Raw genomic sequence first — 17,493 nt, forward strand, 5'->3', positions numbered from 1 at the left:
TCTCTCCCTCTGATATCGTCCTTATTTTCCTAACGGTTCAAGTTTCATCTTGGCCTTTTCCGGAATTTCGTTTGCCTGTACCTCTTGATAGGAACTGACACCCTTTTCTTTAACGTATAAACGCAAGAACGCTTGCTTTCGCAGCTCTTTGTTTGCCCTAAAGGTTAACGTCTTCGCGTTCCCTTCTTTGTCGAACCCCTCCAGGTTGTACTCGTAGTAGATGTACTTCTCCCCGTTATCCGCTTTGTCTTCCACTCGGTTTCCATCTTGGATTTGCACATAATATGATTCTGTTCCGAGGCGATTGATGTTTACATTTTGAATGAATACAACAAATCCAATGAGGATGGCGACAAGAATGCCGCCGAAAATTATCGTTTTTTTCATGACTGTACTCCTTTATGATTGGTTATTTTGTTTTGGTTACGATTTTATAGTAGGACCTAACAGTAACAACGTAATAGATCAAATAAACACAGGTGTAGACGGCCATACAGATCACGACCGGAATCACAAGATTCATATGCAGAAGCCTGGACAACGCAGAAAGTGCGACAGCGCAGTGCTCAATACCGGCAGCGAGCGGCAAAGCAAAGATGAACAGTACTTGCTGGGCAATGCTCTTTTTAACCTCACGCCGATTTACGCCGATTTTGTATAATATCTGATATCTTGCCTTGTCCGAATTGGCCTCTGTCAATTGCTTGAAGTAAATGATGCTGCCTGTCGCCGTCAGGAACACAAGTCCCAGGAATCCTCCCATAAAAATCAACAGGCCTGACGATTCCATTCCTCTCGCATAATCATGATAATAGCTGGTGAATGAGGCGCTTTCCGGTAAGATGCCTTCCAGATCCTCCGTCAACTGCTTCGCTTTATCTTGATTCGATATGCCGTAAGCCTCCAGCAAAATCGTGTTAGTCTGTTTCTGCAAGTGCGTAAACAGTTCGTCGCTTACGACCACTGTAGAATAGACCGTCCCCATATTTAGCACGCTGAATTTCTTCAATCCCTTAAAGGTAATTTGCTGCTCCTGCTTGTCTGGTTTGAGCGTGACCGTAGAACCCACATACGTCGGTGAAATTCCTTCGTAATAGGCCGGGTCCAAGGCAACGGCCTCTTCTCCGCTTAAAGTGATGGTGTCTTTCCGGCCCTGCACCTTCGCCAGCTCGTTAAAATCATGCTCGGAGATGACGCTGTAAGTTTGGATATCTTGCGAAAATGCATCGTTCAGCCCTCTGACATCAGCGTCCACTTCAAGGACAGGGACGGACACATGATATAACAGCTCGTGATGTGCAGCTGAGCCGATCCGCTCGTCTGCGCGTTTGGTCACGCTGCTGTCATGGGAGATCCACATCATGCTGTTCGGGTTCGCTTGCTGGGCGCTGCTTGCATTGCTGTAATAAAAGCTGTAAGCCGTCCCAACAGCAGTAAGGGTTGTCGCGCTAAGTACAGCAATGATGGTGAGCGTTCGGGCGTTGCCTTTGATTCGATATAGAAGCTGGGAGACACCAATCATGTTCATCCCGTTCCAGAATCTGTTCTTATTGTTTCTGGACAATTTCAACAACGTAACGGTCAGGGTACTGAACAGCAGATACGTTCCGATAATCACGGTCATCAGGATGACAAGCGGCGTTAACATGAATCCCAGCGCCGCCCAAGCCTTGGATTGCAGCAGATTTTGCAGAGCAAGCCAATATCCGGTGCCTATGAATACCAGAGACAATATAGCGGTGATCCATGAAGCCTTCGGTTCCCGTTCTCCCTCCTGATCCGCATGAAACAATTCAATCAATTTGAACCGGTAGATCAATCGGTAACCCTGCAGCGATGTGATAAGCGTAATAATCATGAATACGATGGTGGTATTGATGATGGCCGCAGGCGATATCGAGAAATTCGACACCGCATCATATCCCATAACCTTCATTAACAGGGATACAAAGAATCTCGTCAGCACGGAGCCTAGAACCATCCCGGCTAGTAGAGCCAGCACACCCATCAGAAAGTTTTCATAAAATAACATCCGGCCGATTTGTTTCTTCCGAACACCGAGCAATGAATACAATCCGACTTCTTTCTTGCGCTTGCGGGTAAAGAAGGAATTGGAATACCAAATGAATATAGCCACGAAGATGATCAGCACGACGGCGGCACCGCTAAAGGCTGAACTTATTTTTGTCGATCCCTCCGTTGCGGACTGAATGGCAGTAACATATTTTAATGAAACAAAAGTAAAGTAAATGACGATACTAAAAATCATCGAAGCAAAATACAAAAAGTAATTGGTGAAATTTTTACGGATATTTTTTCTGGCTATGCTAAACAGTGTCATCGTGCTCACCCCCAAGTGCAGCCAGCACCTCCAGAATCTGATCAAAAAACACCTTGCGAAGTTGGTCTTCTCTATGAAGCTCCTGGTAAAGCTGTCCGTCTTTTATAAAAATGACGCGTTTGCAGTAGCTCGCAGCATAAGCATCGTGAGTGACCATCATGATGGTGGAATGATCGATCTCATTCAGTTTCTTTAAACTTTGCAGCAAGCTGGTTGCCGACTTGGAATCCAGCGCCCCTGTCGGCTCATCTGCCAATATGAGGCTTGGATTGGCGACAATGGCGCGCGAGGCCGCGGTACGCTGCTTCTGACCACCCGAGATGTGATAAGGATATTTGTTCAAGATATCCCGAATGCCGAACGTATCGGCAATCGCGTTAACCCGTTTCTCAATCTCTTCTGCAGGCACCTTGGACAACGCCAGTGGAAGCAAAATATTTTCTTTGACCGTGAGTGTGTCCAGTAGGTTGTAGTCCTGAAATATAAAGCCGAGCTGGTTCCGGCGAAAATCCGATAGCTGCTCCTCGTTCATCGACACGATATGCTGTCCGGCAATGGTAATATCGCCTGCCGACGGTGTATCGATCGTCGAGAAAATATTCAGCAGCGTGGATTTGCCTGCCCCGGATGGTCCCATAATCCCGACAAACTCGCCTTCCTGAATCTCAAGATTGATATCGTGCAATGCCGTATATTGATTTCCTTGATTACCGAATGTTTTTTCTACATGTTTTGCTTGTAATATGGTTGTCATATGGCGTTCCCCTTCAAGTTGTGGTTAGTTAAGCACAGATGTAATTATAAAAGGCGAACCTTACACGATTTTTATACGAACCTTACATAAAGCTTAACAAACTTGCTCAGTACACGAACACGAGCATGCTTACTCAGAACAAAACAAAAACCCGCAGCATGGACACGGCCATGGCGGGCTTATAAGGTGTTTAACATCAAGAAAGGGGTTTGACAGATGAGGCCAACCGAAATCGAAGCCATCCGGCAGCAGCTTCCCGGCTGGTTGGAAGCCAGTTTACCATGTGTCAGCAGAGGCAAAGTCGCCGCCTACATCCCAGAGCTGTCCAAAGCTCCGCATGCTGCTCTGGGCATCACCCTTCTGAACACTATGGGCGAATCCGCCACAGCCGGGGACTGCGGGCTGCGCTTTACGATGCAGAGCATCTCCAAAGTGTTTACGCTAATATTAGCCCTGATGGACAATGGAGAGGATGCCGTCTTCAGCAAGGTTGGCATGGAGCCGACCGGAGACAACTTTAATTCCATGCTGAAGCTGGAGTTAGTAAGGCCCGGCATTCCCTTCAATCCGATGATTAACGCAGGCGCGATAACCGTTTCTTCCTTAATTCACGGAGACAGCCCGAGCGAGAAATCCGACCGAATTCTTCAGTTTCTTCAAGAGCTATCCGGCAACGCTGGTTTGGAATACGACTTGGGCGTTTACCGTTCAGAATCGGAAACCGGGAATCTGAATCGTTCCATAGCATTCTTTTTGAAGGAAAACGGGGTTCTCAGCGGAAATGTTGAAGAGGTGTTAGAGGTGTATTTTCGGCACTGCTCCATCGCTGTGAATTGCGCCGATCTAGCCAGAATGGCATTAGTGCTGGCCTGCAGCGGTACGGATCCGCTTACCGGCAACACGCTCATACCTAGAAGGTATGTTCAAATCGCCAGGACGTTCATGACGACGTGCGGCATGTACAACGCATCAGGAGAATTCGCCATTCAGGTAGGGTTGCCCGCCAAGAGCGGCGTTTCAGGGGGCATTTTAACTTTTGTGCCGGGACGTTATGGAATCGGTGTGCTGGGACCCGCACTGAATGACAAGGGCAACAGCTATGCCGGCGTACATTTGCTGCAGACCATATCCCGAGAGATGAACTGGAGTATCTTTTAATAACCAAAATCCCCCTGGAGCCGTTACAGCTTCAGGGGGATTGATTCCGCCGTATATATTCTGATGATAGCGCTTCGTTTGCTAAGCGGGGAATGCTCCCACCCCGTTTGGAATATTCCCGGTTATCCTATTTCCTGAAGAACAGTCGTCCAATCCGGTCCGCAAATTCCTGCATATTCACACTGGATGGGTCTAGACGGTAATACCCGTTCTTCACGGCCTCCAACACCCAGAGTGGTAACTTTTTGCCCTCAAGCAGCGGATATACGTTGTCGTAAGCCCACACGAGATGCTCCCATCGTTTATCGTTTCCATCCTGAATATACTCCGATACATCGAGTACCTTCCCTCTCCCTTCCTGCAGCAGTACATTCTTCAAATGAATATCCCGCGGGTTTAAGCCCTTGCTGCGCACAAAGGATCGTGCTGCTTCAACATCATCGATGACCTGCCTCGGAACGGGCATACCATAGAGCAAACAGTCGTACAGAGTGAATCCGGATTCATGGCTGATCGCCACGTAACGCTCACCTGCTCCATAAAATACAGGAAAATAGGGGCTTCCCACCAACTCTTGATAGACCTTAATCTCCGCTTCCTTCTTAGGCTGCGCCTCCGCAGCATACAGTTTAAACGCATAAGCCGGCAAAGGTTCGTATACGAATACTGCAGCATCCGTACCAATTCCGATGCAGCGCAGGTCATCCGATTCGCCTTCAATCGTTACAGGGTCGTTCTCTCCGTTCTTGAAAACTTCCATGCAAGCCAGTGCGGTCTCTGCCTGCTTCCAATGTTCGTGATTCATGGGCCACCTCATTTGGTGTTACTGGACTTAGATCAGTATGATCGTACCACACTCCCGCCACAAAAAAAATATTTGCATGCTGTGCCTGATCCTGACCACAAAAAAACCGCGAGAGCTTCTCGCGGTTTCATGCTTGCTGCCTGCCTGTGATTACTCCGGCTTCACGAAATAACCAATACCAGCGGCATATTCAATCATTTTTTCAAATAACAGCTGGTCTGGTAAAGCGCATTTTACCCCTGTGTGCTTGAGGAATTCCGAGGTTTGCGGACAAGTATACCGGTAGATGGAATTCTTGGCCCCGTCGCCTTCGAATTGCGCCATCGCCAGCTCAAGGCCTTCCTTATCCTTCGGCTGCTGAGGATCCAATAACCATGCCTCGTATTCCTTCCAGTCCATCACCGAAATGTCATATCCATAGGCTTTGAAATGCTCCACCATCTCCTCATAAGGAACGGCAACCGGATTGCAGATATGGAACACCCGCCCGACCGTTTCTTGCTGAAGCAGCAGTGCGGTAATGGCTTCCCCGGCATAGTTAATCGGCGTAATATCTACTTCCCATCTCACACCGGGCGCTTTCTTCAACAGCAGCATCGCTTTCAACATGCGGTAAAACGCGTTGTTATCGATGTTTCTCTGGAAAATTCCATTCTCCGAGTTACAGGACAAATTCCCCACGCGATAAACCGATGATGGAATGCCTCGATCTGCACCGGCTTTAATGACCAGCTTCTCTGCCTCCAGCTTGCTGTTCGTATAGACATTCTCAATGGACGACTCTTCATATCCCGTTCCAGCAACGATGGCATCCCACTGACCGCCCAGTGCCAAATCTTCAGGGATCCCAAGCGTAGAAATAAAGTGAAAGCGGATATGCGGTCTTCTCTGAGCCAAAGCCAACAAACGGTCCGTACTCTCCACATTAACTCTCGCAAAATAGTCGGAATCGCCAAAATGCTTCACTTCGGCTCCGCAATGAATGATGGAATCGATGCGCGCTTCAATCATTGCAAGGTCTTCAGCTCCGAGCCCGAGGAAATCCTGCTCCAAGTCGCCCTGAATCGCAATCACCCTTTTGTCCATTCGAGACTTGACCTCTTCGCCAAAATATCCGGTCATGATCTGCTCAAGGCGGGCATAGGGCTCCATCTGCTTTGTTGGTCGAATCAGACAGTATACGGTAGCGGTCGATTGTTTGAGCAGTTCATACAGCAGATGTGACCCCAAATATCCCGTGGCGCCTGTCAGCAAAATATGCTGCTGGTGATAGATGGGTTGTTCCGAACCATGGTTGATCGGGAAAGAGATCGGATACTCAGCCAATTCCTGAATAGGAAGATCCCTATCTTCTAATTGATCGGCTGGGATCGTTACTTGCCCCAATTCCTCTACTCGCTCCGCTAATTTTGCAATCGTCGGATACACAAAGAAATCATTGATCTTCAACTGTGGGTACTGCGGCTTAAGGAGCACCAGAATCTCCAGTATTTTCAGCGAATACCCGCCGATATCGAAGAAATCGTTGTGGATGCCGATCTTGGTTTGTCCAAGTGCTTGTTCCCAAGCCGCAGCAACATTCCGCTGAATATCGTTAACCGGTGCCTCGTAGTGGGAGTCATCCTCTTCCATCTCCATCGACAATTCGTACATTGCCAGCTTCTTACGGTCGATCTTACCGGTCGGGGATAGCGGCATTTCTTCCACGAAACACATGTATTTAGGAACCATGTAACCAGGTACTTTCTGACCTAAAAACTGCACCAAATCCTTAGCGGAAGCTGCCTGTCCATCATGGGTTGTATAGAATGCCGCTAACATTTTGGTTCCGTCCTCGTCCATTCTCGGAATAACCGCGATGTCCTTTACTTGTTGGTGCTTCGCCAGATTGTCTTCGATCTCCCCAATCTCGATCCGGAAGCCTCTGATCTTCACCTGCGAATCTTTACGTCCCCGGTATTCCACTTGTCCGTTCGGCAGCAGACGAACCAAGTCTCCGGAACGGTAGTATTGTTTTCCTGATTCCGGTGTTATCGGATCCAGAATGAAGGCTTCTTTTGTTTTCTCCGGCTGATTCAGATACCCTTTGGCTACGCCGACCGAGCAGATCAGCAGCTCTCCGGTTACGCAAGTTGGACATAACTCATTATGTTCATTCACAATATACAATTCATAGTTGGCAAAAGGCGTCCCGATATACACGGTGGTCAGATCGTCCGGAACCGGATAATCCACGACATGACCTGTTGCTACAACCGTTGTTTCCGTTGGGCCGTAGAGATTCACGATTGGAATCTGCAGCTTTTTCTGGAACATCCGAACGGTTTCTCCGGCCAGCGCTTCCCCTCCGACCACGATCGTCTTGATATTCCGGTATTTATGTGTGTCTTCCACAGGCAAATACGCTGCCAATTGATTAAAAAACACCGTAGGCAATATTGCGACACGTGTTGCCTTGGTTTCTGCTACGGCCTCCGTAAAGGCGTCTATGGAGAAACGCTGTTCATCGGTTAAAAGATGCAGTCGTGAACCGCAAGCCATCGATCCGAATATATCGTAAACGGAAGCATCAAAGCTGAATGTGGAATATTGAAGAATGATATCCTGTTCACTCATCTGTAAATTCTCTTGATTGGCCAGTGCCAAATTCACGACGCCTTGATGGGCGATTAAGGCCCCTTTCGGTTTGCCCGTCGAACCGGAGGTATAGATAATATATGCCAAATCATCACCTTCAACGCGGACGCCACAGGCTTCATCCGAGTACGAAAGGAATTGTTCATCCAGACAGAAGTACTCTGGCTTCGGTTGAAAACCAGCCAGAAGTCCATCCAGCTTGGCTGTGAAATCCTGATGCGTCAGAATGATTGCCGATTCGGTATCCTCGATAATATAGGCATTTCTTTCATCTGGATGTGATGGATCCAGCGGGATATAGGCTCCGCCGGCCTTGAGCACTCCGAGCATACTGACAACCGTATCCAGGCCCCTCTTCATAAATATCGAGACGAATTGGCCTTTACGCAGTCCCTTGTCTATAAGCATATGTGAAATTTGGTTTGACAACCGGTCAAGCTGCTCATATGATACTTGCTCATGACCTGTCGATAGCGCGATTCGCTTCGGAAATTTCTCCACAATGGAAGCAAGCATCGACACAATGGTAGGATCCTTCGGGAGCTCCTTCTTCGTGTCATTGAGTATCGAGTACGCGTTCTTATCCTCTTCTGTCAGCATAGGCAAACGGCTAACCGGAACATCCATATGTTCAAGAGCCGCCTTTGCGAGCAGCTCAAAATGCCTGCTGAATTTTTCGATCGTTTCTTCTCGATACAATGGTTGGGCATAGGATACATAGAGTGTCCACTCGTCCTTCTTCTCCTCCTGAACCATCCAGTTCAGCCAGCTGGAACTATAAGCATAACCATTCCCATTATGGCCATAGACCGTTTGGAGCGAGAGCGGTTGACCGGTGAATCCTTCTATATCTTCAAGCGAAAAGCTGCTTATTTCAATGTGCTCCATTTTGCCGAGAATTTGCTCATAGATCTGTGCGAATGAGTCGTTGCCGCTTAAGTTAACTCTCAGCGGAAGGAGATTGCCCTTTTCATTGTTCACGCCAATCAGTAAATCGGTATCGTGAGTCATTCGGTATAGAAACACCACATAGCTTGTGAGCATCCACACCTTCATGTCATATAAATCGCGGAACCGCTTGATTTTACCGGTTTCGATATGAAGCTTCAACGTCGTGCGATCAAGCTCTTGCTCCTGAAGATGCGCTGGACCATCGGTGTACAGATAGAATCCCGGTAAAGGTAGCTGCAGTTCATTCAACCAATATTCTTTGCCTTGTTCGATCATCAATGTTGTATTCAAAGGTTTCAGCTCCATCTTTTTTTCTCTACTGTTTTTGTTCTCGCAACACTACACACGCAATTTGTTTACAAGGGCCTCCAGCTCAGCGGAAACCTGGCTGATCTGTTCTGCAGATTCGAAAATTTTGGCGAAGGAAGCCTGCTGTTCCTTGGCACTGATCCGGATCTCACCCGATACAGACGAGTTTCTCTCTGCAAGCTCTGCCAATTGTTTAATCGCTGCGGTAATCTGTTCGGTCTCGGCAACCATTTGCTGGGTAGCTGCAGACACCTCTTGAATTTGACTCGTCACCGTATCGGTTGCCACCAGCATGCCTTTAAACAGCTCACCCGTTTCTTTGACAACCTCAATTCCCTTAGCGACGTTGTGTTCTCCTTCGCTGATGGCTTCTACCGCAGATGCCGTTTCATCCTGAATGTATCGAACCAATTCAATGATTTGATCCGCCGATTTTCTGGATTCCTCCGAAAGCTTCTTCACTTCACTGGCGACGACAGCAAACCCGCGGCCCTCTTCGCCGGCTCTTGCCGCCTCGATTCCGGCATTGAGTGATAACAGATTCGTCTGAGAGGCAATTTCGGTAATAACCTGCACGATCTGACCAATCTCATGTGAACGGTTCTGCAGCTTCTCGATGATATGCACCGAGTTTTTGACCGAATGATCGATGGAATTCATCTGCTCGATAACCTGCTCCACATTGTGGTTACCACGCTCCGATTGCTCCTTCATCTGCACCGATATCTCAGAAAGATCCGATGTATTGCCGGCAATCGTTGATACGCCGGATGAGATTTCCTCAAGCGAAACCACGCTTTCGGTAATGGAAGTGCTCTGCAGAGCAACGCGTTCCGACATTTCCTCCATATTTCTAGTAATTGCTGAAGAGTTGTTATTATTGACTTCCACAGCCGAGAAGAGAAATTTAGACTGCTCTGCAGACTGCTCCGATACCGTTTTGATCGTTGTGACAAGTTCATTAATATGATTGACGGTTGTATTGAACTTGGCATTGACCTGACCCAGCTCATCTTCGCCAGCTTTTAATTGGACGGTGAAGTCACCTTTGCTCAGCTTATCAAGCGCCCCCATTAATGCTTGAATCGGTGCGAATGTCCGTCTAATGGTGAAGAATTGCAATGCTAATACAATCAGCAAGGTAATCAGCAGCGCAAAAACCGTATTGGTGATCAATTCCTGTTTCCCGGAAGCGATTAAGCTTGCATCCACGTCGATCCCCATATAAGCAAAAATTTCCCCGCTCGCATCCTGGAAAGGATGCAGCACGGTGATCCAGGTACCATAATTGTCTGTATAGGCTTTGGTGTAGACGATTTTTTTCGTTTTCAGCATCTCTCTTACGGCATCGGCGTGGATATCCGGCTGTTCGTATAAGTCGCCCAGATTCAAGTCTTCTTCGGCAAACATATCGAGCACTGCAGTCGGCATAGCAATAATCGAGGTCTGGTTGCCACCCTCGAGCTCCGGTCCAAAAATATAGCCCTGTGCAATATTGGGATGCGTTAAGGATAGATCATCAAACGTCTTGGTAAGTTTTTTTTGGATATCCGCGTTGCGATCGGTTGCGCCTTTCACCGCTTGAGCATCTTCCACCGATACGGACTTAACCAAGGTATCCATAATTTTTCCCGAATCGGACTGCAGCTGCTTTGTCAGCACGTTGTCCTGGATATAAAAGCTTGCACCAATCACGATGGCCCCGGTAATAATGATATAGAGGCTCGTCCATAACATATTTTTTGTAACAATGCTCAGATTTTTAAAACGCATTCCTTTTGATAACGATTTTGGCTCACTCACTTGGTGTCTCTCCTTTGATATCTCTTATGTATCTTCCATTTAAAATAGGGAATTCTTTCGCGAACCTGTCGCATCACCTACTTTCCTGGAAACATTGAATATTTCCGGAATTTTCATGAATACATTACATTTTTCAAAAATGTTCATCTTGAATGAACCGCTTTCCCCCTCCATCATTCTTCTGACATAGGTTCATTTCACATAAAGTTCTTGTTATGTGAAATTCCAGTTCAATAGATCCATATTCACGTTATAATTCCATAAACATTACATCTTTTGTACTATTAATAAATCGGCATATCCCCTTTAATTTTTAATACTTTAGTAATATTTGAATGCAAATTAGTCCTGATTTTCGACAAATATTTGAATTTTTCATGACTGCTATTGCCTTAAAGTTCCGCTTTTTCAGCTTGTTTTGAAACGCAAAAAAGGCGACATTCCGTAAGTCTTGTGACTTAGGAATATCGCCTTTTGGTTCATTGCTTTTTCGCTGATATCTAGCTAAAGAGCTCCATCAAGTTTTTTAATTTCTTTTCTAACGCGCCAAACTGTACAAAACGATCCTCTCTCAGATGCTCTTTTCCCTCTACGAATAAGAGGAGTACCGGTGCGGTAAATATCAAATATCTCGAGGCGATTTCACCGACGGCTTCGCCTTGGATATGTCCCAATGAGATGCGAGGGAACTGCTCCAACAACTCTCTAAGTTTGGGTAAGATCGCGTGGCACACGCTGCAATCTTGTCTGGATACATAAACAAAACTGAAGGTGTGATCTTGAATAAAGCGCTCGATGGCCTCTATCGATCTCAGTTCTTCCAGCTCTTTCATCTTTTACACCATACTTTCAGGCGCGACAAAGGATTAGGTTCAGTCCAGAACCGCGGTGATATGCGCAGAAGTAACCGCCCAGTGGGAGGCCGTCCAATATTTCGCTTGGTCCTTCACATAGATAATTTGCGGCGATTCATGCTTTACGTTCAAATCCTCGGCAATCTTATTGGAAACCGGCCGGGACTCAATAACTTTAACCAGCGTGTAATCCACATCGCTGTTTGGTGCCTTTTTCAAGTAAGATTCGAACTCCGAAAGAGCATTGGAGCTAACCGGGCATGTCGTGCTATGCTTCAAAATAACTTGGCCGCGCTCGGAGGATTTTTCCAGAATCGCATTCCATTCTTCTAATGTCGTGATTTCATTCCATTGCATATGATATTCTCCCCTTGGATGTGATGTAATGCATTGCATTGCTTCTATTATACAACCAATCGCTATGATACACATAGGCTGTAGCGTTCTTTCATGCGTAGAAAGTCTTAGGGTGATTATCCTTCTTCAATCGATAACCGAATCACGGCCGGAGTGTCTGATTGCCCATACCAGCAAATCGTATCTTCCGTTACGTACTTCGAGCACAAAAAGAACCGCGATGGACGCGGTTCCCTTATGAATATGTATGGATTCGAAGTTATGATTTTAAGGCTTTCACAATCAAAAAGTGAGGGTTCGTCATCAGGCGCTCATACCATTTGGCCATCCATTCCTTAGCTTCCGGGTTGTCTTTATCCGCTAAACTGGGCTGCGGCTCGATTAGCTGATCGATTCGAAACCGTGAGGAAGTTACGTTGATGATTTCCTGAATCGGTCTTCTATAAAAGGAGACTTCGACGGGTCCGGACTCCGGTTTGTTCCAAACCTCCGTCAATAACTCACGGGCAAAGTAATCTTGGCGATCAAAATGTTTAACATCCATAAAGGGATGATGAACGGAGTAAATCAAACTGCCTCCAGGTTTCAGCACGCGCTGAAATTCGCGAAAGGTCGGCGCCCAATCCTCGATGTAGTGAAGCGTCAATGAACTTACGATAAGATCAAAAGCCTCATCTTCAAAGGGCAGATCCTCGGTTATGTCGCATGCGAATACCGTCGCTTCATTGCCGACTCGCCTCTTACAGGCTTCTACCATCGCCGGACTCAGATCAACCGCTGTGACCCGGGCCCCTCGTTTAAGAAATTGCTCCGTATACCACCCCGCGGCACAACCAGCATCAAGGACGGTCATTTGCTCCATGTTCGCCGGTAACAAATGCATCATGGCCGGCCTTTCGTAATACGCATTATGTCCGCTCTGCGAATCTACATGCCGCTCGTAGTCTCCAGCCAGCTTATCATATGCTTTAATGACCTTCTCCTTCATGGTTCATCCCCCCTCTAGTGACAGAACTTCATTAAGCAAATCCTTGAACATCCGATGAAGATTAACGTATCGATTTCTGCTATATCCATTCCCGATCCTCCGACCAAGAGCCGATGGAAGTTGCTGTCATTGCTCGCTCCCTGTTAGTCAGCTTGAATACAGCGAACAATACGTCCGCTCAAAATTTCCGGCCATCAAGTCCTCTTTTCGCATGTAAAATTGCAGCTCACCAGCATCCCACCAGCAAAATCCTACATCGTCGTCCGAATCGATCGCGAGCAGAAGCAGTGTATCCCGAATTTCCTGCTGGGCTTGCTCCGCGTTGCCTCCGCAATGATCAGTGATCTGCTGCATAGCCGCCTCCATGGAGTAATTGTACTCGGATCCGGTTAGCAGCATTAAAGCAGCCTCATGCTCACAATCTCCGTGCTGGGTAGAGGGATAGCCAAAGATCATTGCAATGTCGTCAGATCCCAGTCCAGTCAATTGATGACACAGGTCCTCATAAGATTCAAAATCGTGCTCCTCATCCTCGACGATTGCGTCATCCACATATGCGTAATTAGGAGGCTCAAGCGTAGCTCTGGCTTCAATACGGTAGCCGGTGAATTCTTCTTCTAACGTGGTTTCCTCAGGAGCTTGGCGTCGAACCGCTGCCGCCGTCTGATCCTCTGTCAGATACAGAACCCGATGTTCAATATTATAGGCAGGCTCATCAACGCCAATGAAGAAATACAGCATTCCGCCCAGTGGAAGCGAAGCGATGGCATCATGAGCTGCCACATCCCTCAACTGCAGCTGTGCCAAAAACGTCATCGGCGTACCTTCCGAAGTCAGTGGCCATTCAATTTCTTCGGGAAGATCCGGATCTCCGCCAATCCGTGAATGGCACGGCCTGGCATAGTCCTCCACACCCTTTTTGGATAACCGTATGCCTTGGCGCGTATGTTCGATTAAATAGTCAGCTGCATGTTCAAATTGGTGTTCCTTGATGATGCTCTGCATCTTGATCAAGTTATGTTCGTTTAACTGCATGTCTTGTTCCTCTTCTATTCAAAGTTTAGATAATAATCATAACAAAAAACGAGGATTTGCACGATTCCCTACTCATCCTTAAAGAGAAAAAGCGGCAAATCGAACGCCTATCGTTCAATCTGCCGCATCGCGAAGAATAAATAGGTGGTCGAAGAACCTTCGGCCTTTACTTGAATTCGATTATAAATGGCTGATGTTCTGTCGGTCCGATCGCAACAGGCCCCTGCTCTTTGACATAATTTTTGCGGCCGTTCACGAGAAGCCGGCGATGGTCCGGACTCCAATACATCTTAGAAGGTATGACCCCATGATAGATGGGTTCTGCGCTCAGTATATTCTTCCCTTGAAGCTTACCTGCATAAATTGTATTCTCCCCGTTCTGGGAATAGGCGATATATTTGCGATCCTTCGAGAACTCATAGCTATCCACCTTCTCCAGCAGAATGGACAGCTCATGATTTCTGCGGTCATATACGTACAGGGTTCCCTCCGTTCCTAAGAATACGAATTGATCATCGTTCAACCATGCGGCTTGGTCTGTGCCGATATCATGCTCATACTGAACATCAATCGCATTGCCGTTGACGGCACCCATAGCAATTCGGCGACCGTGACCGTATTCGTCCAGAACGATGAGCGCCATTTTCCCGTCATCCGAGACGATCACCTTGAAGGGAAGGGCTTCCGTTTCAAGACCCTGCAGCCGATAAACACGTGCCGATTCCGCTTCCGTATCAAAAATCCCGATGCTGGACTGCCTTTTGTTTGATTCCATCACCATATAGCTTACAAACCGGCTGTTGCCGGACCAAGTCGGTTCCTCAAACCATAGCTCCTGATTGGCATCTGTCGTAGCTTCGAGGCTTTCCACCTCCCCGCCCGGATATGTTATCAATTGCAGAAAAACGCCCTCCTCCGTTTTGGCAATTCCCGAAACATATTTTCCATTGGGGGACAATTGATAGGAAAGCTTATTCATTTCAATCTCTAATGTATGGTCAACTCGCTCGTATGGGGATGGAAAACGCTGCAAGCTCAATTTCGCCGCGTCTACTGCTTCGGTTTCATAAAAAAGACCGACTACCGACTTGGATGATGACCAGCCGAGCAATTCAACTGGAGCCTTGGATTCTGGCATTCGATAAATCGTCTTCACTTGGAAAGGCCGGCTTCCCTCGTCCACGGCTTGATCCGATTCCTCGCTGGGGATAATGACGGTCTCTGATTGCAGTTCGCTTGCACAGCCGGTCAGTAAAATCAAGGCAAGAGCATAGCATAATTTTAAACGTTTATATCGATATCTCATTGGACAGCCCCCGTCTTTACAAAAGGAATTTCAACATAGACGACAGTATGAAACTTCTCGCTGACGATACGGATGGTTCCGCCGTGATCATCGACGATGGATTTAACGATACTGAGGCCCAGACCCACACTGCCCTCTTCCTTCTGCTTCTGGCTCACCGAGTAGAACGGCTGGAAGACGTTTGCGAGCTCGTCATCCGGTATGGGCTTTCCGGGATTATCGAAGGTATAACGAACGCTTCCGTCCACACGCTCAGCCTTGACGGTAATTTCCGATTGGGCGGCACTATATTTGATGGCATTATCCAGAAGATTGATAAAGAGCTGGCGCAGCCGATCAGGCTGGCCAAGCACGAAGGAACCTTCCTCTGCTTCGCAAACGATGCTCTTTTTATAGCGCTTGGCCCGGAACGACATGGAGTCAACTACATCGCGCAGAATTTTCCCTGAATCCACAAGCTCTACATCCTCTTCTCCAGCGTTGTGCTGCGATACTTCCAACAGCCTTAGCACCATGCCATGCAGACGTCGACTCTCTTCAACGATGTGATTCATGCCCTTATCGAAGAACTCCCGATCGTCATCCCCTTTCTCCCGAATGATCTCGGCATAACCCAGAATGGAGGTGAGCGGCGTTTTGAGTTCATGGGTCACATTGTCAAAAAAACGTTTCTCCTGCTCATTTAGCTCCTTCAAGCGATCCCGGTCACGCTCAATCGTGGATATCTGGCTACCGATCCGGTCGATCATGTCATTGAAATTCAGAGCCAGTTTGCCAATTTCATCTCTTCGCCGGAATCGGATTCGAACATCCAGGTTTCCGTTCTTTACTTCAGTGGAAGCGCGGGTAAGCTTCACTAGCGGTATGGTGATATTCCTGGACAGCAGGTACGAGAACAGGAACGCTGCTCCGAATATGGCAAGCGCAATGTAGAAAATAATGTCCATGATCCGGCCGCTTTGTTCGTAGAGCAGGGTGAAATCCTTGGTAAACCTCAATATGCCCACCTTGACTCCATCGATGATAACCGGATATGAATAGAGAACGGTTCCGCTATTTCGACCATAGGTGATGGTATAGGCCGTCTTTCCCTCGATCGCTTGGCGAAGATCCGCATCCGAGGGTCCCGAGAATCTTCTCTCGTCCGATGAGAACAATAACTTGCCGTCGACGGTGTACGCGCTGACATGGCTAGAGGTAGCATGCTTCAAATCATTCACCATTTCCTCGGCCATCTGCCCGAAATAAAGCTTATTGTTCGTAAAATGATTGATAAGGAAAGCTTGCCTTACATATACATTGCTGTTGTTTTTAAGTCCAACCAGATCGGAAGTTACGATCTTCTGATTGCTTGTCCGAATGATCTCCTTGACGGTTTGATTGAGTACGAGGAACGACAGACTGAAGATCACAAAAAAACCAACAATAAACTTGGCTCTGATGGTTCGGATCATCTCTTATTCCGCCTGCTTCTCGAATTTATAGCCGATGCCGAATACGGTTGTGATCAAATCGCCGGCATCCAGTTTTTTGCGGAGCCTCTGAATATGCGTATCCACCGTCCGGGTATCCCCAACAAAATCATATCCCCAGACCAAATCCAGCAGTTCCGAGCGTGTATAAATTTTCCCCCGGTGGCCGTACAAGGTCAGGAGAAGATCAAATTCCTTCGGCGTAAGATCAACCGATCTTCCGTCTTTCTTGACCAGTCGCTCTTCCATTACGATTTCGATATCCCTGAAGCGGATCACGGCTTCCGGCATTCCTCCCCTATCCCCTTGGTTCGCCTGATCCAGCCGCCGGAGGATCGTGCGAATTCGGGCGATTACCTCCCTCAGATCGAAGGGCTTCGTAATGTAGTCATCTGCACCAAATTCTAGCCCGAGCACTTTATCCGTGATGTCGGATTTTGCCGTAATCATGAATATGGGGATGTTATAGTCCGTTGTTACTTTTTTGCATATATCGAGCCCGCTTTGGTCGGGCAGCATCCAATCCAGAAGGAGCAGATCGGGATGAAATGCCGCAAGCTCCCTAAAGCCTGCGGCACCGCTGGCCGCGGTACGGGTTTCAAAACCCTCCATCGCGAGGCCATAGGCCAGCAGATCGGCGATCGGCTCCTCATCTTCGATAATGAGAATTTTTGTTTTTTTCATGAAGTCTCCATTCCTAATTCACGAGCTATTTGATAATTC

At 47.5% G+C, this 17,493-nt stretch carries 14 protein-coding genes; 1 reads left to right on the forward strand and 13 read right to left on the reverse strand.

Translation table 11 applies throughout. The annotated features are described in order from the left end of the window. Positions 1-21 precede the first annotated feature (21 nt). From M4D81_RS16735 to M4D81_RS16745, 3 genes are read right to left on the reverse strand one after another with little or no spacing between them, the layout of a single operon-like run. The gene (locus tag M4D81_RS16735) at positions 22-387 is read right to left on the reverse strand and encodes a YxeA family protein (protein WP_260067381.1); all 366 of its coding nucleotides are present in this window, start codon (positions 385-387) and stop codon (positions 22-24) included. A 22-nt stretch (positions 388-409) separates the two neighbouring features. Next, a complete protein-coding gene (locus M4D81_RS16740; RefSeq protein WP_260067382.1) occupies positions 410-2,341 on the reverse strand; it encodes an ABC transporter permease in 1,932 nt (643 codons plus the stop codon). Then, entirely contained in the window at positions 2,328-3,095 is a 768-nt protein-coding gene (locus M4D81_RS16745) for an ABC transporter ATP-binding protein (RefSeq protein WP_260067383.1), read from the reverse strand. Before M4D81_RS16745 ends, M4D81_RS16740 begins: the two co-directional genes overlap by 14 nt. A 216-nt stretch (positions 3,096-3,311) precedes the next feature. Between M4D81_RS16745 and glsA the strand changes: the two genes are divergently transcribed. Continuing rightward, positions 3,312-4,253 carry a glutaminase A gene (glsA, locus tag M4D81_RS16750; protein WP_260067384.1) on the forward strand — a complete coding sequence of 314 codons (942 nt, stop codon included), beginning with the start codon at positions 3,312-3,314 and terminating at the stop codon, positions 4,251-4,253. A gap of 127 nt (positions 4,254-4,380) precedes the next feature. On the opposite strand, the gene M4D81_RS16755 is transcribed toward glsA, so the two are convergent. The 10 genes from M4D81_RS16755 to M4D81_RS16800 form a co-directional block, all read right to left on the reverse strand. Then, complete coding sequence (locus M4D81_RS16755) at positions 4,381-5,058, reverse strand: serine/threonine protein kinase (protein WP_071224082.1); 678 nt, start codon at positions 5,056-5,058, stop codon at positions 4,381-4,383. Between the two features lie 150 nt (positions 5,059-5,208). Next, a complete protein-coding gene (locus tag M4D81_RS16760) occupies positions 5,209-8,937 on the reverse strand; it encodes a non-ribosomal peptide synthetase family protein (protein WP_260067385.1) in 3,729 nt (1,242 codons plus the stop codon). 48 nt (positions 8,938-8,985) lie between these two features. Further along, on the reverse strand, positions 8,986-10,758 hold the full coding sequence (locus M4D81_RS16765; protein ID WP_260067386.1) for a methyl-accepting chemotaxis protein: 1,773 nt from the start codon (positions 10,756-10,758) through the stop codon (positions 8,986-8,988). A gap of 500 nt (positions 10,759-11,258) precedes the next feature. Further along, a complete protein-coding gene (locus tag M4D81_RS16770) occupies positions 11,259-11,591 on the reverse strand; it encodes a thioredoxin family protein (protein WP_194542327.1) in 333 nt (110 codons plus the stop codon). Between the two features lie 39 nt (positions 11,592-11,630). Further along, complete coding sequence (gene ytxJ, locus M4D81_RS16775; protein WP_071224090.1) at positions 11,631-11,969, reverse strand: bacillithiol system redox-active protein YtxJ; 339 nt, start codon at positions 11,967-11,969, stop codon at positions 11,631-11,633. A 259-nt stretch (positions 11,970-12,228) separates the two neighbouring features. After that, positions 12,229-12,957, reverse strand: coding sequence for a class I SAM-dependent methyltransferase (locus tag M4D81_RS16780; RefSeq protein WP_260067387.1), 729 nt, complete (start codon positions 12,955-12,957; stop codon positions 12,229-12,231). 147 nt (positions 12,958-13,104) lie between these two features. Beyond that, on the reverse strand, positions 13,105-13,992 hold the full coding sequence (locus M4D81_RS16785) for a YwqG family protein (protein ID WP_260067388.1): 888 nt from the start codon (positions 13,990-13,992) through the stop codon (positions 13,105-13,107). 166 nt (positions 13,993-14,158) lie between these two features. After that, positions 14,159-15,298 carry a WD40 repeat domain-containing protein gene (locus M4D81_RS16790; RefSeq protein WP_260067389.1) on the reverse strand — a complete coding sequence of 380 codons (1,140 nt, stop codon included), beginning with the start codon at positions 15,296-15,298 and terminating at the stop codon, positions 14,159-14,161. Continuing rightward, on the reverse strand, positions 15,295-16,752 hold the full coding sequence (locus M4D81_RS16795) for a sensor histidine kinase (RefSeq protein ID WP_260067390.1): 1,458 nt from the start codon (positions 16,750-16,752) through the stop codon (positions 15,295-15,297). The genes M4D81_RS16790 and M4D81_RS16795 overlap by 4 nt, the downstream gene beginning before the upstream one ends. A 3-nt stretch (positions 16,753-16,755) precedes the next feature. Then, entirely contained in the window at positions 16,756-17,454 is a 699-nt protein-coding gene (locus tag M4D81_RS16800) for a response regulator transcription factor (RefSeq protein ID WP_260067391.1), read from the reverse strand. Between the last annotated feature and the right edge of the window lie 39 nt (positions 17,455-17,493).

The sequence above is a fragment of the Paenibacillus sp. p3-SID867 genome (assembly GCF_025142895.1).
In the GTDB taxonomy this organism is placed as follows: Bacteria; Bacillota; Bacilli; order Paenibacillales; family Paenibacillaceae; genus Paenibacillus_AQ.